The following is a 15778-nucleotide window of genomic DNA, read 5'->3' as shown; positions in this document are numbered from 1 at the left end:
GATGGTATCCTGCGTAACCTTACTCCTGCCGCGCCGTTTTTTCGATGGTCAGGATCAATGAATGACACACTCGCCCACCATTTGGCCCATTCGCCACCAAATCCCCGATATTTATCCGGACTCCAGCCCAGTTAGCCGCAAAGATTGCCATTTGAGACATTGCATCAATTTTGCACGTTCGCAGCCGATAAAGGGAAGTTTCCCTCATCAGCACACACCCTCTAGCCCCTCTTTGTGACCAGTGAAGCAAGTGCAAGAGACTGATTGTGCTCAAAATAAGCGGCAAAGACCAAGTTTTGGGCAAACAGGTCGAAAATCCGTTTTTAACAAAGATCGCGGGTTGACACCCGCCACCCTGGCCATTAATATCCGCCCCGTCTCGACGAGACAGGCAATTCCTCCTTAGTTCAGTCGGTAGAACGGCGGACTGTTAATCCGTATGTCACTGGTTCAAGTCCAGTAGGAGGAGCCAATTCCCCCGTAGTTCAGTCGGTAGAACGGCGGACTGTTAATCCGTATGTCACAGGTTCAAGTCCTGTCGGGGGAGCCACATTCTAAAGCCCAGCCTTATGGCTGGGCTTTTTCGTTTCTGCTTCTGTTCCATGCTTCACAGCATGCTCTCCCAGCGTTCTCACAGTGAACAATCAATACGCCCTATTTTTCGCAGCAACAATATCTCCCTGGTGTAGGGGTACGGCAACATCCAGTGCCAAGATATCCCCGTAGACTTTGACCTAACGCCGAAGCTCACCGGCGGCCGGTGCAATACTTGGTTCGCTATCGCGGTTTTCTTGACACTCAAACGCTTTTCACCATTTCACCTTCTCAAAGTCCCCGATGACCCAACTGCGGTCAAAGTGGGCCTGTTCCGGGCCATAGAGCCAGAAGTAGCTAAACCACCGTCTCGTTCCAATTGCTTTCTTTCCCCTTCGGGGCTGTCGGCCCAACATAGAGATCGGCGCTGCCATCGTCGTTCTTCTGCAACGCCATTTACGAGGAACAATCCACTTGTTGGGTCGGATTAGCGATCAAACAGCGCGAGGAGACATCGTAAACGGTCACCGACCAGAATTGCGCGACTGGAGCATTGGGCGGGACTTGAAGCCGGTAACTCTTCGCACCGTCAAGCCAGTCGCAGTCCTTGTCCTTGTAGGCTCCAAGATAGACCTGATCGATGACCGAAATCTTGGTCACCATACTACTTGATGTGGTAACAGCCTCGTAGAACCATGCGGCGCGCCATCGAGCTTGCCGTAGAACTCAGCTCGCTACGAGGGATCGAGCACGATGGAAAAATGCCAGCCCGTGCCCTCCGCATAGTGGCCTGCTGCCAGCCGCGTCTCTACATCGTTGGCCTTGGCCATGGCTTCGCCGACCAAGGAGCCTTCGGTCAGCAACTTGGTCTGACGCTCGTCCGGCTTGAAGGGTTTGCCTTTCTCTATGCCGAGAGGTTTGAGCATCGCCATCAATAAGCGGTCACGCTCGGCGACGGGATACCACCGGCAAAAGCCGAGGTTGGGCCTAACCAACTGTCAGGAATTAGTTGACCACTACATAGCGCACTACACGCCCCAACCAGTCTGAAATAGGGGTCAGAGCGAAGAATGCATAATACTGGGCGAGCCAAGAGCGATATCAAGGCTGTGCATCCGGCTGATTGGCGGGGGCGGCCTTGATAAAGGCCTGCAACTGCTCGCAGTTGGCGACGATGCGGCTGATGGTGGGGTACTCCTCCAGCGACATCTCGTAGCGGCGGGCGTTGTAGACCTGGGGCACCAGCATGCAATCCGCCAGGGTCACCTCGTCCCCGACGCAATAGACACCGGCCGTGCTCATCAGCAGCTGTTCGAGGGCGGTGAAGGTCTCGGTGATCCAGTGGCGATACCAGGCCGCCTCCTGCGCCTTGCTGACCCTGAACTCCTGGCCCAGATAATTGAGGACTCGCAGATTGTTGAGGGGGTGGATGTCACAGGCGATCATGTTGACGATCTGGCGTACCTGGGCCTTGTCCTCTGCGGCCGAGGGCATCAGGGGGTGGGCAGGATAGGTTTCATCAAGGTACTCCATGATGGCGACCGACTGGCCGACCCGCACATCCCCATCCACCAGAAAGGGCACCAAGCCTTGCGGATTGACCCGACGATAGGCTTTCTCCCGCTGCTCATCCTGCCGCAAATTGATCGGATGCTGCTCATAATCGAGCCCCTTGAGCTGCAACACGATCCGTACCCTGAAACTTGCCGATGAGCGCCAATAGCCAAACAACTGCAACATACTTCGTCCTTTTTTTATCTGCCGACCCGGGGCGAGCTCACCCTGGGTCGGCCCCCGTACGCTCGGGAATCATCACCCCGTCTGGCCACCACCTTGTACCACTTGCTGGGAGATGGTGCCAAACAGACTCTTGCCATGGCGATCCTGCATGGTGATGGCCACTCTATCACCAAACTTCATGTAGGGGGTTGTAGCTTGATCACAATCAAGAATTTCCAGCATGCGCTGTTCGGCCAGACACGATGATCCGGCGCTGCGATCATAGTTGGAGACGGTACCCGACCCTATGATGCAACCCGCCCCGAGCGGCCGGGTCCTGGCGGCGTGGGCGATCAGCTCATAGAAGTTGAAGGTCATGTCCACCCCCGCATCGGGCGCGCCGAACAGGGCGCCGTTGAGGTAGGTTTCAAGGGGCAGATGTACCTTGCCCTCGCGCCAATCCTCCCCCAGCTCGTCCGGGGTGATGGCCACCGGCGAAAAGGCGCTGGAGGGCTTGGACTGGAAGAAGCCAAAACCCTTGGCGAGCTCTGCCGGGATCAGGTTGCGCAGGCTCACGTCGTTGACCAGCATCAAGAGCTTGACGTGGCTGGCTGCGGCCTCACGGCTCACCCCCATGGGCACGTCGTCGGTGATGATGGCGATCTCGGACTCAAAATCGATGCCCCACGCCTCGGACTCCATGACGATGGGGCCACGGGGGGCGAGAAAGCTGTCGGAGCCCCCCTGATACATCAGAGGATCGTGCCAGAAGCTTTCGGGCATCTCGGCGCCACGGGCCTTGCGCACCAGCTCCACGTGATTGACGTAGGCACTGCCATCGGCCCACTGATAGGCGCGGGGCAAGGGGGAGAGACAGGCCGTCTCGTCGAAAGGAAACGCCTCGGGGCACTCTCCATCGTTGAGCGCCCGATAGACGGTGGCCAGCCGGGGTTCAATGACGGCCCACTCATCCAGCGCCGCCTGCAGGGTGGGTGCTATGTCTGCCACCCGCACCCCGTGGCGCAAGTCCCTACTCACCACCACCAGCGCGCCGTCGCGCTTGCCATTGTTCAATGTTGCCAGTTTCATGATGGCTCCTTATTTGCCGCTGCCACTGGTGAGTCCGGGGCGCTGCCAGCTGGTGACATACGCCGGGTTTTCTATCCCCTCGCACAGGCTGCCGACATGGAGCGCATCGCGGGTATCGAGCATGACAGCCACCTCATCGGTGAACTTCTTGGCATAGGCCTGGCCCGCCGCAAACGCCTTGGGATGGGGGCCATGGGTGAACCCGGCGGGATGGAAGGTGACCATGCCCCGCTCTATGTTGTCCCGGCTGAAGAAGTCCCCGGCGTGATAGAAGAGCACCTCGTCGTAGTCGTCGTTGCTGTGGTAGAAGGGCACCTTGAGGGCGCCGGGATCGCTCTCGATGGGGCGCGGCACGAAGGTGCAGACCACGAACCGGCTCGCCACGAAGGTGGAGTGAGCCGACGGTGGCAGGTGGTAGCGGTGGCTCATCAGCGGGCGGATGTCGCGCCAGTTGAGGCGCACCACGCACAAGTCCCCGTGCCACCCCTGGGCATCGAGCGGATTGAACGGCCAGGTGATGACGGAAACCTGATCGTGACGCTTGACCTGCAGCGACCAGGGGTTTTCATCCTGCTGGGCCAGGAAACGTTCGTTGATGGCGGGCACATCGAGCGCCGCCGGATCGAAGATGGCGTGATTGCCCACCAGCCCTTTGTCCGGCAGCTGGTAGCTGTCGTTGGTGGCCTCGATCATCAGGATGAACAGGGGCGCCGTCGGCTCGATGCGCCACATGGTGCCGCGGGGGATCACCACATAGTCGCCATCCCTCAGGGTCAGGTGACCATAGTCGCAGTAGAACTCGCCGCCCCCCTCGTGGATGAACAACAGCTCGTCGCCATCGGCGTTGCGCACCAGAAACGGCATGGGCTCGTGCAGGCGCCAGATCCGGTAGCGGCAGTGGGGGTTGCTCAGAATATCCGGCATCACCCAGGGGGAGAGGGAGCTGACCTCCTCCAGCAAGCCGTTGAGATCGAAGGCCCGCGGGCGCAGCGGCCCCTCCCAGTTGATCCAGTCGGTGGGGGCATGCTTGTGGTGCATGTGGGTGGCCGGGCCGAAAAAACCGGAACGGCCCAGTTCACGCTCGTAGATGGCCTGCTCGGGCAGGTCGGCATGAGCCTGGCGGGAGTGGGTCCCCTCCCGATGGGGGAAACTTATCCAGTTACGCATCACTCTCCTCCCCTTTTCTCTCACCCTGTTCGCTGCCACTGAGCACGCCACGGCGGATCTGATCCAGTTCGATGGATTCGAACAATGCCTGGAAATTGCCCTCGCCAAACCCCTCGTTACCCTTGCGCTGGATGATCTCGAAGAAGACGGGGCCGATGACGGTGTCGGTGAAGATCTGCAGCAGTATGCCGTCCTTGGTGGGGGAACCGTCGATGAGGATCCGCAGTTCTTTCAGCGCCGCCAGATCCTCCTGGTGCCCCTCGACCCGGCTGTTCACCTTCTCGTAGTAGGTGTCGGGAGTTGGCATAAATCCGGTGCCACGACTGCGCAGGGTGCGAATGGTCTGGTAGATGTCGGCGGACGCCAGGGCGATATGCTGGATCCCCTCCCCCTTGTACTGGCGCAGGTACTCCTCGATCTGGGACTTGTCGTCCGCCGACTCGTTGATGGGGATGCGAATTTTGCCGCAGGGAGCCGTCATGGCGCGAGAATGGAGCCCGGTCAGCTTGCCCTCGATGTCGAAGTAGCGAATTTCGCGAAAGTTGCCGATCCGCTCGTAAAAGTTCGACCACACATCCATGTTGCCGCGATGGACGTTGTGGGTCAGGTGATCGATATCAAGGAGCCCGGCATCCACTTCGGCCATGCGCGCCTGCCAGTCGGGATAGAAGACAAAATCCACCTCATAGATGGAGCCCCGCTCGCCGTAACGGTCGACAAACGACAGGGTGCTCTCGCCGATGCCGTAGATGGCGGGAATATTGAGCTCCATGGGCCCTATCTTGCCGACAAACGGTTTGGCCCCCTTGGCGATGGCGTACTGCTGGGCCTTGCCCGCATCAGAAACCCGAAACGCCATGCCGCAGACGCTCGGCCCGTGCAGGCTGGCAAACTGCTCGGCCTGGGAGTGGGGCTCGGCATTGACCACGAAGTTGATATCCCCCTGGCGATAGAGCCAGCACTGCTTGTGCCTGTGCTGGGCTACTTCGGCAAACCCCAGGGAGACGAACAGCGCCTTGAGGGCGGCAATGCCCTTGGCATCCGGGGCCGTGTATTCGACGAACTCAAAGCCGTCGGTGCCAAGCGGATTGATGGTATGGGTAGTAGAGGGGGTGGCATTCATCGGGCGCTCCTTGCTCCATCAGGAAAACAGCGCGGGCGATGACACACTGCCCGCGACAAGTGTTAACAACTTGTTTCATTAGAGACAGTGGGCGACAGGAAGAGAAGAGGGAGCCCTCAGATAGTTTTTCACCCAAGCAAGCAATGAATGTAAATGAATTGTGACATTCATGGCGAAGGCCTGCGATCAAAGCGCCGGAGTGCCTCCCCCCTGTCAGCTTTGTCTTACAGTTGCCAGGTTTTCGGGATAAGCCGTGGCAGTTGTGCCCTCCCCCGCGCGAGCCGTGCCGGGGTGGGATTGACAAGCCAGGCTTCTTGCCCCAGCGCCAGCAGCGGCAGATCGTGCAGGCTGTCACTTAAGGTAAGGACAGGCTCAAGGGTGCACACCTCGGGCAACAGCTTGTGCACCCCGTGGCAATAAAAGCGCGGCATCAGACCGCCGAAACGGTAGTGCATGCGCGAGCCCAGGATGCGACAGGGCAGCTTGCCCGGGCGCTGCTGGTAGAGCTGGCCACGCACCAGGGCGCGGGGGCTGGCGGAGATCACCCAGCAGCGCGCCCCCGCCTCATCGAGCAGGGCGTGCGCCTCCCGAAAGAGACCCGTACGGGTGCGGCAATAGGCCCGCACCAGCTTGCGCCAGCCAAGGGGGGAGAGCCCCAGGGTGATGGCCCACCAGATAAGCGAAATCCCCTGACGACGCTGGCTTGGCAATAGATAGACCAGCCCGCCCAGGGCGATGACCGGCAGCAACAGCAGCGGCCAGCGGCGGCGACGCAGGATGTAACGCAGCAGCCCGGCATGGCTGTCACCGGGGGCCAGGGTGTCGTCAAAATCGGCCAGGATCCAGCCGATCGTCTTCGCTGCACTCCCCGCTTTCGCCTTCTCTGGATCATCATCCAACTGCATCTTGCTCTCCCGGACTCAGGGCGCCAGGGTATCGATTGCCGCCGCCAGTTCGGAGGTCACGAACTCGTCCCCCAGGTTTGGCGGACAGACAAAGTCGAACGGCTCGCCTGCCAGGGTAAAGCGCAGGCGCCAGGCGTGCAGGTAGCCGCGATCGGCCGGCGTGCCGCCGTAGCGCTCATCCCCGAGGATGGGGGCACCAATGCTCTTCATGGCCACCCGGATCTGGTGGGTTTTGCCAGTCTGGGGCTTGATCCGATAGAGGCGCAACCCTTCGCGCACCGACACCGAATCGAACCAGCTGATGGCGGGGTTGTCGAGAGTGCGGGTCAGCATCCAGCTGCCGCCCCGCCCCTTTTGCATGTCTCCCTTCACCCAGCCCTGCTTCTTCTTCGGCTTGCGATCGGAGAGGGCCAGATACTGCTTGCTCACCTCCCGCGCAGCAAAAGCCATACTGAGGGCGCGGTTCGCCTCCGTGGTACGCGCCAACAGCACCAGCCCGGAGGTCATCTTGTCGAGGCGATGCACCGGATAGAGGGTGAGGCCCGTGTCCGCCTTGACCCGATTGACCAGACCCGGATGAAGCAGACCGGGCTCCCCTCCCTCATCGTGCATGCCAATGCCGGGCTGCTTGTCGATAACCAGGAAGGCGGGGTGCTGGAACAGGATCCGGTACATAAAACCTCGATAAACAAAAAAGCCTTCGCGACCCGTCAGGGGCCGCGCTCAGGCGAGGCATTCTCCCCGCTCCCCCGCCATTTGGCAAACCCGATGTGCCGGGATAAAAAATGGCCCCCGCCTGTTGCCGGGCGGGGGCCGTCGTCACTCAGTATGGCAAGCCGTTGGTCAGACGCTGCGCGGGCGCAGGTGGGCGTGCCAGCGCGCCTCCCACTTCTTGAACAGCCAGACGATGACGAAGGTCAGCACCATGTAGAGCAGACCGGCAGTCAGGAACGCCTCAAACGGACTGTAGTAGCGGGAGTTGATGATCCGCGCCGCACCGGTCAGATCGACGATGGTGATGATGCCCGCCACCGCCGAGCCCTGCAGCATGAAGATCACCTCGTTGCTGTAGGCGGGCAGCGCACGGCGAAACGAGTTGGGCAAGATGATGCGGGTGAGGGTCTGCCAGCGGGTCATGCCGAAGGCATTGGCCGCCTCAATCTGCCCCTTGGGCATGTTCTGCACGGCGCCACGCACGATTTCGGCGGTGTAGGCCCCCGTGTTCAAGGTGAACGCCAGCAGGGCGCAGAACCAGGCCTCGGCAAACAGCGACCAGGCGGCGCTGTTTTTCAGCCACTCCCACTGGGCGGCGCCGTAGTAAATGATAAAGAGCTGCACCAGCAGTGGAGTGCCGCGAAAGAAGTAGATATAAGCCCAGATCGGTCCCTTGATCAGCCAGTTGCGGCTGTTGCGCAGTATGCCCATGGGCACCGCCAGCAGCAGGCCGAGCACCAGGGAGGCTGCCACCAGCAATACCGTGGTGTAGAGGCCCTGCCAGTAGGTGGGCCATTCGGTTAGGATGATTGAAAAATCCATGGCTTACCTCGTCTTGATCGCGTAGTGGCGCTCGGCCCACTTCAGTGCCGAGGTGGAGACTGCGGTGAAGATCAGGAAGATAAGCGCCACCGCCATGTAGAAGGTGAAGGGCAGCTGGGTCGAGCCCGCCGCCAGAGAGGCTTTGCGCACCATGTCATCGAGTCCGATGATGGAAACCAGCGCCGTGGTTTTCAGCAGCACCAGCCAGTTGTTGCCAAAGCCCGGCAAGGCGTGGCGCATCATCTGGGGAAACAGGATGCGACGAAACACCTGGGTCGCTCGCATGCCAAAGGCACGGGCCGCCTCCAGCTCCCCCTTGTCCACCGCCAGAATGGCTCCGCGGAAGGTCTCGGTCATGTAGGCGCCGAAGATAAAGCCGATGGTGGCCACCCCGGCCGCAAACGGGCTGATATCGATGTAATCGGGCAGCAGGGAGACCCACTCCTGATTGGGATTGCTCGCCAGCAGATAGTTGTTGTAGGTCTCGTTGACCCAGGTACAGAGGTTGTTGATGAGCACCTGGCCGCCGAAGAACAGCAACATCATCAGCACCAGATCGGGAATGCCACGAATGATGGTGGTGTAGGCGGTGGCAAAGCCGCGGGCCCACTTGTAGGGGGAGAGCTTGGCCAACGCCCCCAGCATGCCGAGCAGGAGCGCCAGCAGCAGGGAGGCCAGCGCCACCTCCAGGGTGACCCAGGCCCCCTCCAGCAGGGAGGTTTCGTATCCTTTCAAATCAAACATATGCAGTTCCATCGCAACTAAGCGGGCCCATCACTCCCTTGCGAGAGACAACGGGCCCGATGACTACAGACGAGGGTCAACCTGTCGCTATTGTGCGTGTCACGCCCTGGCTCCTGCTCCCGGCAAAGAGCCTTGGGAGTTACTCGCCGTAGACGTCGAAGTCGAAGTACTTGTCGTTGATTTCCTTGTACTTGCCGTTGGCACGCAAAGCCAGGATGGCGGCGTTGAATTTCTCTTTCAGATCCTTGTCGGCCTTGCGCACCGCGATGCCGGCGCCTTCACCGAACCACTTGGGATCGGTCAGTTTCGGGCCCACGAACTCAAACGCATCGCCGCCCTCTTTCTTGAGCAGACCGTCGCTGATGGCGGCGGAGTCGGCCAGCACGTAATCGACGCGGCCGGATTTCAGGTCGAGATAGGCCTCATCGGCGGTGCCGTAACGCTTGATGGTGGCATTGGGGAAGTTGTCGGTAATAAAGGTGTCCATGGAGGTGGCGCGCTGCACCGCCACGGTTTTGCCGTCCATGAAGGCCTTATCCAGCTTGACGTCAGTGCCCTTCTTGGCGGCGAAACGGGCCGGAATGTGCTGGTACTTCTGGGTGAAGTCCACCTTCTTCTTGCGCTCTTCGGTGATGTCCATGGTGGCGATGATAGCGTCATACTTGCGCGACAGCAGCGCCGGAATGATGCCGTCCCAGTCCTGCTTGACCAGGGTGCATTTCACCTTCATCTCGTCACACAGGGCGTTGGCGATATCGATGTCAAAGCCTTTCACCTCGCCGCTCGGCTCGGTCCAGGAGAAGGGAGGGTAAGCCCCCTCTACCCCGATCCGCACCTCTTTCCACTCCTTGGCCATCAGGCTGCCGGAAGACAGAGCAGTCACAACGGCGGTCGCCAGCATCAGCTTGTTCATGTATCTCTCCTTGATAAAACAGTTGATCGTTGATTCGAAATCCCGTCCATCAATAGATGGAGGAGATGAATTGCTTGAACCGTTCGGATTTGGGATGGGCGAAGATCTCCTTGGGGTTGCCCTCCTCCTCCACGCGGCCCTGATGCAGGAACATCACCTTGTTCGATACATCACGGGCAAACGACATCTCGTGGGTCACCACCAGCATGGTGCGCCCCTCTTCGGCCAGCTCGCGCATCAGACCGAGTACTTCTCCCACCAGCTCGGGGTCGAGCGCCGAGGTGGGTTCGTCAAACAGCATGACTTCAGGCTCCACCGCCAGGGCACGGGCGATGGCCGCCCGCTGCTGCTGGCCGCCGGAGAGGTGGCCGGGATAGTAGTCGCGGCGCTCCCACAGGCCGACCCGGTTGAGCAGATGCTCCGCCTTGGCGATGGCCTCGGCACGGGGCACCTTCAGCACCTGGATGGGCACCTCTATGATGTTCTGCATGATGGTCATGTGCGACCAGAGATTGAAACTTTGAAACACCATGGCCAAACGGCTGCGAATGCGCTCCACCTGACGCATGTCCTCCGGCAGGCGTTCGCCGGCGCGGCTGGTTTTCATGCGAATAAGCTCGCCATGAAGGGAAACCGTGCCGGAAGAGGGTGTTTCCAGCAGATTGATACAGCGAAGAAAGGTCGACTTCCCCGAGCCGGAGGAGCCGATAAGGGAGATCACATCCCCCTTGTGGGCGGTCATGTCGATGCCCTTGAGCACTTCGTGGGTGCCAAAATACTTATGCAGATCACGTACTTCCAGTGCGGCAACGTCGCTCATCCATTACAACCTTGTCTGTCCCTAGACGCCGCTGGGGCGTGACTCACACCATCTCTTTTTAACAAATAGTTAACCGATGGCAACCTTCAGCGAAAATATCATCGGGATAGTTAAAAAACAATACAGAACAGGTGTCTTTGGTGTTTTGTCTGTATTTTTATTGGCCAGAAAGGTATTTTTCAGCACTTTGTGTGCATAAAACCCTAGTCGCACCGTTCTGGCAACACCGCATTTTTATACTTGCAGCGCAAGGGTGGCAAGAAAAATCAGGCCAATGACCGACAAGCAAACAAAATTCACTTTATTCAGCCATCCCTTGACCGCATCTTGTTGAAAAATGGACTCTCCCCTGCCAAAACAGCGATGCACCCGGGTGGGGAACCAGATTGGTTCAGTGCCCTGTTTTGCACCATAAAGATAACAAATCGATAAAAAAGTGTCGGATGAACCACGCAAACCCACAGATATGTGACACAGAGCCAAGAAGTAATGATAATGTGGCGTTTTTATCAATTTTTGTGACCGAGGCCCCGATGTTGCTCAATGTGTTGCTGATCCTGTTACCTCTGGTGATCGGCTATCTGGTTCCCCTCTCCTCTGCCCGGCTGATCAAGCTGGTCAACCAGTCTCTCGGCAAGATGGTCTACCTTATCTTGTTCCTGATGGGGCTGGGGCTTGCCTATGTGGAGAACCTCGGCAGCAACCTGGCAGTGATCTTCAAGGTGGCCGGCGTCATGCTCACCGCCATTACCCTGTGCAACCTGCTGGCGCTCTGGTGGCTGGACCGACGATCTCCTCCGACCCACGAGGCCAGCGACGGCAAGATGCCGAGCAAATTGCACCTGTTGTGGGAGTCGCTCCAGCTCTGCTTCGTGGTGCTCGGCGGCGTGCTGCTGGGGCTGCTGGTGGACCTGCGCGCCCTGCCCATCGACAAATGGAGCGAATGGGCCCTGATGCTGCTGCTGTTTCTCATCGGGGTGCAGATGCGCAACTCCGGTATGCGGCTGCGCCAGATCCTGCTCAACCCCTGGGGCATGAAGATAGCCGCCACCGTCATTCTCAGCAGCTGGCTCGGCAGCCTGCTGGCCGCCCAGCTGCTGGAGATGCCTGCCAGCCACGCCCTGGCGATCAGCTCCAGCTTCGGCTGGTATTCGCTCTCCGGCATCTTGGTGGCTGACAAGCTGGGCCCTGTGCTGGGCTCCGCCGCCTTTATCAACGATCTCGGCCGCGAGCTTATCGCCATCCTGATCATCCCGGTGCTGATGCGCCGCCACCCCAGTGCCGCCATCGGCTACGGCGGCGCCACGGCCCTTGATTTCACCCTGCCGGTGATCCAGAAATCCGGCGGCATCCAGGTGGTGCCGGTTGCCATCGTTTCCGGCTTTATCCTGAGCCTGCTCGGCCCCATCTTGATCCTGGGCTTTCTGGCGATCTGAGCGCCAGCATCATGAACTTTCTGGCACATTTGCATCTGGCCGCCCACACCGACAGCTCCCTCACCGGCAATCTGCTGGGGGATTTTATCAAGGGACCGCTGCCGACCGGGCTGGACGCTCCTTTTGATGAGGGCATTTGGCTGCATCGCAAGATAGATGGCTTCACCGACGCCCACCCCGAACACAGGGCGGCGGTGGCCTGCTTCGAGGCTCCCTGGCGCCGCTTTGGCGGCATCCTGGTGGACATGCTCTACGATCACTGGCTCAGCCAGCACTGGCCGCAATTTCACGAGCATCCCCTGCCCAGTTTCTTGCAGCAGAGCTATGCCCGGCTATTGGCAGATCACCGCATCCTGCCCGATGGCTTGCCAACTCCGCTCACACGGATGGCGCAGCAGAACTGGATTGCCTCCTATCACCACAGGGAGGGACTGGGTCAGGCCCTCAACGGCATCGGTCGCCGGCTGCGCCGTCCCCTGCCCCTCGGAGACGCCCTGCTCACCCTGGATGAGAGCCGCTGGTGCCGGTGCGAGCAGGGGTTTCTGCGCTTCTACCCCGAGCTGATGGCGTTTAGCCGCCAACAGCTGGCCAACTACCGCAGCGAGGCGGCTGTCCATCACCAAACGCCATAAAAAAACGCCCCGTTCGGGGCGTTTTTGACAGCCGGATGCGTTATTTCGCCTCCTCTTTCTTCTTGCGAATGCTTAAACCCAGCTCGCGGCCACGCAGGCGGGCGTAGTAGATGGTGCCAACAAAGGCCAGGGTGGTGAGCAGCAGCTCCACCACCGCCAGCCACCGCTCCCCTTCATCCGTGGTGATCAGGGTCAGGGCATGGAGGAAGTAGGGCATCAGCACGAAGTTGCCCCAGGCGTGGGTGTAGGGGTTGCCCTGCACTATCCCCTTGAGGGGAAATAGCAGGGGCACAGTCCAGATCACCGGCAGCAGCCAGGGGTTGAGGTCCGGGTGGGGCGAGAGCCACAGGTGCCACAGCAGCACCCAGATCAGCAGGCCGAAGAAGCCGACCAGGGTCAGCAGACGGGCAAGGCGGGTGGTCACTTGAGGATCTCCAGTACCTGCTCTGGCGGACGGCCGATACGGGCCTGGCCATTCTTGATGACGATGGGGCGCTCGATCAGCTTGGGATGCTGGTGCATCGCCAGGATCAATGCCTCGCCGCTCTGCCCGGCCAGCCCCAGCTCTTTGTAGAGCTCTTCCTTGGTGCGCATCAGCTGGCGCGGATCGGTGAAGCCAAGCTGACCCAGCAGGGTGCGGATGGTCTCCACGCTCGGGGCCTGCTCCAGATAGAGCACCACGTCCGGGGCGATCCCGCGCTGTTCCAGCAAGGCCAGGGTTTCACGGCTCTTGGAGCAGCGCGGATTGTGGTAGATTTGGGTCTCGCTCATGGTAACTCCCTGATTAATCGCAAGATGGGACAAGAAACGGCGCTATTGTAGGGGAAAGTGATGGTCAGGGTAAGCGGCAGTGGAAAGGAATTGAAACGAATTTGTTGGATGATTGTGGCCGGCCTGCTGAGCGCCTGTACGCCGGCCCCCGAGTTCACCGATGCGCAGGGCCAGCCTCTCTCCCTGTCGCACTTCGCCGGCAAGCCGCTCCTGGTCAACTACTTCGCCCCCTGGTGCGCCCCCTGCCTTCGGGAGATGCCGCGCCTGGCGGCACTCGCCCGGGAAGGCGAGATCGCCGTGGTGGCTATCAACTATGACCCGGCGACGCCGGCTGAGCTGGGCCAACTGGCCGAGCGCTATGACATCCCATTGCCGCTGCTGATCGCCAACGAGACGGCGAAGCTCCCCTTCCCGCGCCCGACCGGGCTGCCCACCAGCTATCTGCTCGATGGCCAGGGCCGACTGCAGCAGACCCTGGTCGGCGAGCTCGACCAGCCGCAGATCGATGCCCTCAAGGCGGCGGCCCGCACCTTGGGCAACTAACCCTTCACCCCCGTCATCACGCAGGCTGTCACTCGCCATATTTGACCATCAATGACAAGGGCACACCGAGGTGCGCCCTTGTTGGCTAACCGCATATTGGGTCATCAACCCTTGAGGCTGTCGAGATCCTTCTTGGCCCGCTCCAGCTCGGTGATCCTGGCTTCGAGCCGGGCCAGCGTCATCCGATCCTTGGTGGTGCCACGGGCCACGATGAGCTCGTCGATGGCAGCCTGATAATCTCCGCGCAGCGCAAGCATCTCGGCCCGCGCCATGTGCAGCTCGGTCATCCGTCCCGCCTTGCGATAGGCATCGGAGAGCAGGTTCCAGGCCAGGTTGTTCTCCTCATGCTCGCGGGCATAGGGATCGAGAATGGCGATGGATTTCTTGTAGTTGCCGCTCTCGAGATAGGCGTTGCCGAGGTTCACCACTATCACCTCGTTGTCCGGCATGCGGGTGCGGAAATTTTCCAGCCGGGCGATGGCCTGGGCGCTGCGCCCCTTGGCAAGATCGATGTCGGTCAGAGCATCCACCACGAACAAGTCTTCCGGATGGCGGGAGGCCAGCTCCTTCATCAGGGCATCCGCCTCGTCGGTGCGCTTGAGCTGGATCAGTGCCAGCGCCTTGCCGTAGATGGCGGCATCCTTGAGGGGATAATCCCCCTTCTGGATGCGGGTGTCGAAGTAGCTCAGCAACCCCTGGGGGGTGTCCGTGCCGTAGCGCACCTGGATACGCACCTTGGCCAGCCAGAAATCGAGGCTGGGTGAGAGGTTGCGGCGACTGTAGTTGCTCGCCCTGGACCGCGCCTCGCTGATCCGGGTCTCCGGCAGCGGGTGGGTCAGCAGCATCTCGGGTGGTTTGCTGGCATAGCGGTACTCGGCGGCCAGCTTCTGGAAGAAGGTCGCCATCCCCATGGGATCGAAGCCGGCGTCATACAGGGTCTTCATACCAATCCGGTCCGCTTCGTACTCGTTGTCACGGGTGTAGTTGATGGCGGACTGCATGGAGAGGCCGAGGGTGGTCTGCAGGGCGGCGATACCGGCGGTGGGGTTGATCACCGCCAGCGCAATGGAGCCCACCAGACCGGCCAGGGTCATGGCGGAGCTGCTCGCCTGCGCTTCCATGTAGCGGGCGATGTGGCGCTGGGTCACGTGGGTGATTTCGTGGGCCAGCACCGAGGCGAGCTCGCTCTCGTTGTCGGCGTAGAGAAACAGGCCGGTATGCACCTTGACCCGCCCGCCGAGGAAAGCGGCCGCGTTGATGCTGGGGTCATTGATGAGGAAAAAGGTAAACGGGAAGCGTACCCCGTCGGCATTGGAGAGCAGACGCTGGCCCAGATCGTCGATGTACTGGTTGAGCACGGGGTCGTCGATGATGGGCAGACCCGCCCGGGCGAAGCGCATGAAGGCATTGCCGTAACGGACCTCCTGCTCGATGGGCAGGGCCGAGACACCGGCGGTGCCGATGTCGGGAAGCTGGTTGTTCGCCTGGGCATGAAACGTGGCGCCCATCAGGGAGGCCAGCAGGGGAATGGATGCCATCAGGGGGGAAAAGCGTGCCACGTTATCTCTATCTCCAATAGGGTCTGTTGACGTTGCGGCGCAAGCCGCGTTGCAGCGACAAATGGCGCCAGGCAAGGCGCGGAACGCCGACAATGGCCATACCCTTGGCCACTCCTGCAACGACGCATGGCGTCATTTACCGCGCAACCCGTAGGGACAGGCCAGCTTTTGCGCAAAACGTCGTGACTCGATCCATGCTCCTTGGCTGGCGCAGCCTGGTCTTGCGCAAAAACTGACGCCGTCGCGGTCGTGACGAAACGTCAGCAGACCCTACCGGGGCTTCGGCA

The 15778-nt window shown here is 60.5% G+C and carries 18 protein-coding genes and 2 tRNA genes; 5 read left to right on the top strand and 15 right to left on the bottom strand.

Annotated features, from left to right (window positions below; genetic code table 11):
• Positions 1 to 396 precede the first annotated feature (396 nt).
• Positions 397 to 472 (top strand) — tRNA-Asn (locus MRK42_RS08635).
• A gap of 2 nt (positions 473 to 474) precedes the next feature.
• Positions 475 to 550: transfer RNA gene (locus MRK42_RS08630), tRNA-Asn, on the top strand.
• 440 nt (positions 551 to 990) lie between these two features.
• On the opposite strand, the gene MRK42_RS08625 is transcribed toward MRK42_RS08630, so the two are convergent.
• The 12 genes from MRK42_RS08625 to MRK42_RS08570 all read right to left on the bottom strand — a co-directional run bounded on the left by MRK42_RS08625 (position 991) and on the right by MRK42_RS08570 (position 10550).
• Entirely contained in the window at positions 991 to 1197 is a 207-nt protein-coding gene (locus tag MRK42_RS08625; protein WP_354689015.1) for a DUF1214 domain-containing protein, read from the bottom strand.
• 71 nt (positions 1198 to 1268) lie between these two features.
• Positions 1269 to 1460, bottom strand: a complete 192-nt coding sequence (locus tag MRK42_RS08620; protein WP_052449230.1) for a hypothetical protein — start codon at positions 1458 to 1460, stop codon at positions 1269 to 1271.
• A gap of 175 nt (positions 1461 to 1635) precedes the next feature.
• Positions 1636 to 2274: a maleylacetoacetate isomerase gene (maiA, locus tag MRK42_RS08615; protein WP_042024902.1), complete on the bottom strand. Its 639-nt coding sequence runs from the start codon at positions 2272 to 2274 to the stop codon at positions 1636 to 1638.
• Between the two features lie 72 nt (positions 2275 to 2346).
• Positions 2347 to 3342: a fumarylacetoacetate hydrolase family protein gene (locus tag MRK42_RS08610; RefSeq protein WP_338612183.1), complete on the bottom strand. Its 996-nt coding sequence runs from the start codon at positions 3340 to 3342 to the stop codon at positions 2347 to 2349.
• A gap of 9 nt (positions 3343 to 3351) precedes the next feature.
• Positions 3352 to 4509 (bottom strand): homogentisate 1,2-dioxygenase, encoded by a 1158-nt coding sequence (locus MRK42_RS08605; RefSeq protein WP_338612182.1) that lies wholly within the window; start codon positions 4507 to 4509, stop codon positions 3352 to 3354.
• Positions 4502 to 5632, bottom strand: coding sequence for a 4-hydroxyphenylpyruvate dioxygenase (hppD, locus tag MRK42_RS08600; RefSeq protein ID WP_225632008.1), 1131 nt, complete (start codon positions 5630 to 5632; stop codon positions 4502 to 4504). Before hppD ends, MRK42_RS08605 begins: the two co-directional genes overlap by 8 nt.
• Before the next feature lie 224 nt (positions 5633 to 5856).
• Complete coding sequence (locus tag MRK42_RS08595) at positions 5857 to 6537, bottom strand: HAD family hydrolase (RefSeq protein ID WP_338612181.1); 681 nt, start codon at positions 6535 to 6537, stop codon at positions 5857 to 5859.
• Positions 6538 to 6552: 15 nt separating this feature from the next.
• Positions 6553 to 7212 carry a TIGR01621 family pseudouridine synthase gene (locus MRK42_RS08590; protein WP_338612180.1) on the bottom strand — a complete coding sequence of 220 codons (660 nt, stop codon included), beginning with the start codon at positions 7210 to 7212 and terminating at the stop codon, positions 6553 to 6555.
• 168 nt (positions 7213 to 7380) lie between these two features.
• Entirely contained in the window at positions 7381 to 8073 is a 693-nt protein-coding gene (locus MRK42_RS08585) for an ABC transporter permease (protein WP_026457515.1), read from the bottom strand.
• 3 nt (positions 8074 to 8076) lie between these two features.
• Entirely contained in the window at positions 8077 to 8817 is a 741-nt protein-coding gene (locus MRK42_RS08580; protein ID WP_042024909.1) for an ABC transporter permease, read from the bottom strand.
• 139 nt (positions 8818 to 8956) lie between these two features.
• Positions 8957 to 9730: an ABC transporter substrate-binding protein gene (locus tag MRK42_RS08575; protein ID WP_042024910.1), complete on the bottom strand. Its 774-nt coding sequence runs from the start codon at positions 9728 to 9730 to the stop codon at positions 8957 to 8959.
• 49 nt (positions 9731 to 9779) lie between these two features.
• Entirely contained in the window at positions 9780 to 10550 is a 771-nt protein-coding gene (locus tag MRK42_RS08570; RefSeq protein ID WP_026457651.1) for an ABC transporter ATP-binding protein, read from the bottom strand.
• A gap of 533 nt (positions 10551 to 11083) precedes the next feature.
• Here MRK42_RS08570 and MRK42_RS08565 point away from each other — a divergent pair.
• Together MRK42_RS08565 and MRK42_RS08560 are read left to right on the top strand one after the other, a co-directional pair.
• The gene (locus MRK42_RS08565; protein WP_042024911.1) at positions 11084 to 11986 is read left to right on the top strand and encodes a lysine exporter LysO family protein; all 903 of its coding nucleotides are present in this window, start codon (positions 11084 to 11086) and stop codon (positions 11984 to 11986) included.
• 11 nt (positions 11987 to 11997) lie between these two features.
• A complete protein-coding gene (locus MRK42_RS08560) occupies positions 11998 to 12618 on the top strand; it encodes an ACP phosphodiesterase (protein WP_338612179.1) in 621 nt (206 codons plus the stop codon).
• 40 nt (positions 12619 to 12658) lie between these two features.
• On the opposite strand, the gene MRK42_RS08555 is transcribed toward MRK42_RS08560, so the two are convergent.
• Both MRK42_RS08555 and arsC read right to left on the bottom strand, forming a co-directional pair.
• Positions 12659 to 13042 (bottom strand): DUF2069 domain-containing protein, encoded by a 384-nt coding sequence (locus tag MRK42_RS08555; protein WP_026457653.1) that lies wholly within the window; start codon positions 13040 to 13042, stop codon positions 12659 to 12661.
• Complete coding sequence (arsC, locus tag MRK42_RS08550) at positions 13039 to 13389, bottom strand: arsenate reductase (glutaredoxin) (RefSeq protein ID WP_026457654.1); 351 nt, start codon at positions 13387 to 13389, stop codon at positions 13039 to 13041. Before arsC ends, MRK42_RS08555 begins: the two co-directional genes overlap by 4 nt.
• Positions 13390 to 13449: 60 nt before the next feature.
• Here arsC and MRK42_RS08545 point away from each other — a divergent pair, with 60 nt between their 5' ends.
• Positions 13450 to 13932, top strand: a complete 483-nt coding sequence (locus tag MRK42_RS08545; protein WP_338612178.1) for a TlpA disulfide reductase family protein — start codon at positions 13450 to 13452, stop codon at positions 13930 to 13932.
• A 104-nt stretch (positions 13933 to 14036) separates the two neighbouring features.
• Here MRK42_RS08545 and MRK42_RS08540 read toward each other — a convergent pair whose 3' ends face one another.
• A complete protein-coding gene (locus MRK42_RS08540) occupies positions 14037 to 15491 on the bottom strand; it encodes a M48 family metalloprotease (protein WP_354689014.1) in 1455 nt (484 codons plus the stop codon).
• Positions 15492 to 15778 lie beyond the last annotated feature (287 nt).

Source organism: Aeromonas sp. 19NY04SH05-1 (genome assembly GCF_040581895.1).
GTDB lineage: Bacteria > Pseudomonadota > Gammaproteobacteria > Enterobacterales > Aeromonadaceae > Aeromonas > Aeromonas enteropelogenes.
The sequence above is the reverse complement of the archived record's forward strand: the minus strand, read 5'-3'. Positions and strand labels throughout refer to the sequence as shown.

What these genes read in the sequence shown, in the direction of transcription:
- MRK42_RS08565 (WP_042024911.1), top strand. Translation starts at nt 11,084, where the DNA reads ATGTTGCTCAATGTGTTGCTGATCCTGTTACCTCTGGTGATCGGCTAT.
- MRK42_RS08625 (WP_354689015.1), bottom strand. Translation starts at nt 1,197, where the DNA reads ATGGTGACCAAGATTTCGGTCATCGATCAGGTCTATCTTGGAGCCTAC.
- MRK42_RS08545 (WP_338612178.1), top strand. Translation starts at nt 13,450, where the DNA reads ATGGTCAGGGTAAGCGGCAGTGGAAAGGAATTGAAACGAATTTGTTGG.
- arsC (WP_026457654.1), bottom strand. Translation starts at nt 13,389, where the DNA reads ATGAGCGAGACCCAAATCTACCACAATCCGCGCTGCTCCAAGAGCCGT.
- MRK42_RS08560 (WP_338612179.1), top strand. Translation starts at nt 11,998, where the DNA reads ATGAACTTTCTGGCACATTTGCATCTGGCCGCCCACACCGACAGCTCC.
- MRK42_RS08605 (WP_338612182.1), bottom strand. Translation starts at nt 4,509, where the DNA reads ATGCGTAACTGGATAAGTTTCCCCCATCGGGAGGGGACCCACTCCCGC.
- MRK42_RS08610 (WP_338612183.1), bottom strand. Translation starts at nt 3,342, where the DNA reads ATGAAACTGGCAACATTGAACAATGGCAAGCGCGACGGCGCGCTGGTG.
- MRK42_RS08590 (WP_338612180.1), bottom strand. Translation starts at nt 7,212, where the DNA reads ATGTACCGGATCCTGTTCCAGCACCCCGCCTTCCTGGTTATCGACAAG.
- MRK42_RS08585 (WP_026457515.1), bottom strand. Translation starts at nt 8,073, where the DNA reads ATGGATTTTTCAATCATCCTAACCGAATGGCCCACCTACTGGCAGGGC.
- MRK42_RS08575 (WP_042024910.1), bottom strand. Translation starts at nt 9,730, where the DNA reads ATGAACAAGCTGATGCTGGCGACCGCCGTTGTGACTGCTCTGTCTTCC.
- MRK42_RS08620 (WP_052449230.1), bottom strand. Translation starts at nt 1,460, where the DNA reads ATGCTCAAACCTCTCGGCATAGAGAAAGGCAAACCCTTCAAGCCGGAC.
- hppD (WP_225632008.1), bottom strand. Translation starts at nt 5,632, where the DNA reads ATGAATGCCACCCCCTCTACTACCCATACCATCAATCCGCTTGGCACC.
- MRK42_RS08595 (WP_338612181.1), bottom strand. Translation starts at nt 6,537, where the DNA reads ATGCAGTTGGATGATGATCCAGAGAAGGCGAAAGCGGGGAGTGCAGCG.
- MRK42_RS08570 (WP_026457651.1), bottom strand. Translation starts at nt 10,550, where the DNA reads ATGAGCGACGTTGCCGCACTGGAAGTACGTGATCTGCATAAGTATTTT.
- MRK42_RS08580 (WP_042024909.1), bottom strand. Translation starts at nt 8,817, where the DNA reads ATGTTTGATTTGAAAGGATACGAAACCTCCCTGCTGGAGGGGGCCTGG.
- maiA (WP_042024902.1), bottom strand. Translation starts at nt 2,274, where the DNA reads ATGTTGCAGTTGTTTGGCTATTGGCGCTCATCGGCAAGTTTCAGGGTA.